2 protein-coding genes are annotated in these 1,730 nt (G+C 37.1%); both read left to right on the forward strand.

The genetic code is table 11. From position 1 onward, the window contains the following. The coding region (serC, locus tag AC3WVG_RS11660; RefSeq protein ID WP_488798290.1) for a 3-phosphoserine/phosphohydroxythreonine transaminase at positions 1 to 583 on the forward strand (583 nt) is incomplete at its 5' end. Beyond that, the coding region (gene asnS / locus AC3WVG_RS11665; protein WP_488798291.1) for an asparagine--tRNA ligase at positions 564 to 1,730 on the forward strand (1,167 nt) is incomplete at its 3' end. The genes serC and asnS, both read left to right, overlap by 20 nt.

The following is a 1,730-nucleotide window of genomic DNA, read 5'->3' on the forward strand; positions in this document are numbered from 1 at the left end:
TCTTGTAAGTGATATGTCATCTGATATTATGAGCAGGCCCTTTGATGTGAACCCGTTTGGATTAATATACGCAGGTGCCCAAAAAAACATCGGGCCGGCTGGTGTGGCAATGGTGATAATAAGAGAAGACATGTTAGAAAGGATTCCTAATAACCTTCCCACTATGTTTAAGTATTCCACATATGTGGAAAATAACTCCTTGGCTAATACCCCTCCATGCTTTGCAATTTATGTAATAAACCTTGTATTGAAATGGCTGGAAGAAACTATTGGTGGGCTTGACAAGATGGAAGAAATAAACAGAAAAAAAGCAACCATGTTATATAATGTTATCGACGGTTCTGATTTTTATAGTGTAACAGCCCAGAAGGAAAGTCGTTCCATGATGAATGTGACTTTTAGATTACCAACAGAGGAATTAGAAGAGCTATTTGTAAAAAAGGCTCTTAAAGAAGGGCTTGGAGGTCTTAAAGGGCATAGATCTGTTGGTGGTTGTAGGGCATCATTATATAATGCTGTTAGTATAGAATCTGTAGAGGCTTTAGTAGAGTTCATGAAAGAGTTTGAAAGAAAACATGGTTAATGAGACCAAAAGGGATAGAATAGTGGACATTCTGACCCAGAAAGAGGTGGGGAAAAAAGTGACAGTTTATGGATGGATTAAAACAAGAAGGGATTCAAAAGGAGGATTTTCCTTTTTAGAAATAAATGATGGTTCATGTGTTAAAAATCTCCAGGTTATTGCTGAGGAAAAACTATCTAATTATAAAGATGAGATACTTAAGTTGAATACAGGGGCTTCAGTAAAGATAAAAGGGGTCATTGTTGACTCTCCGGGGAAAAAGCAAGATGTGGAACTTCTTGCAGAGGAGCTAAAAGTAATATGCTGGTCAGATCCAGAAAAATATCCTCTTCAAAAGAAAAGGCATTCCTTTGAATTTTTAAGAACTATTCCTCACCTTAGACCCAGAACAAATACATTCGGGGCTGTAGCAAGATTAAGAAGTGCTGTTAGCTGTGCAATACATAAGTTTTTTCAGGAAAGAGGTTTTATTTACATACATACTCCTATAATTACAGGTAATGATTGTGAAGGGGCAGGTGAGGTGTTCAAAGTAACATCCTTTGATCTTTCTAATATTCCAAAGACAGAAGATGGAGCTCCCGATTATTCCGAAGATTTTTTTGGTCAAAAGGTATATCTTACTGTAAGTGGACAGCTCGAAGCAGAAGCGTATGCCCTTGCATTGGGAGATGTTTACACCTTTGGCCCCACATTCAGGGCAGACAATTCTAATACTCCCAGACACTTGGCAGAATTTTGGATGGTAGAACCAGAAATGGCATTCTCAGAACTTGATAGAGCAATAAAGGTAGCTGAAGAATTCCTGAAGTATCTTTTTTCTTTTGTTTTGGATAAGTGTAAAGAAGAGATCGAGTTTTTTAATAGATTCATTGAACCTAGCTTGATTAAGACTCTTGAGAAAGGGGTAGATAGGGGATTTGCAAAAATTACTTATACAGAGGCAATAGATATGCTTTCTAAATCTAAGAAAAACTTCCAATATCCTGTGGAATGGGGGCTTGATCTGAAAACGGAACATGAAAGATACATATGTGAAGAGGTGATCAACAACCCTACTATAATCACGGATTATCCGAAGAGTATAAAGCCATTTTATATGAAGCTTAATGCAGATAATGAAACTGTAAGTGCAATGGATATTCTT

This window comes from Desulfovulcanus sp., assembly GCF_982781345.1.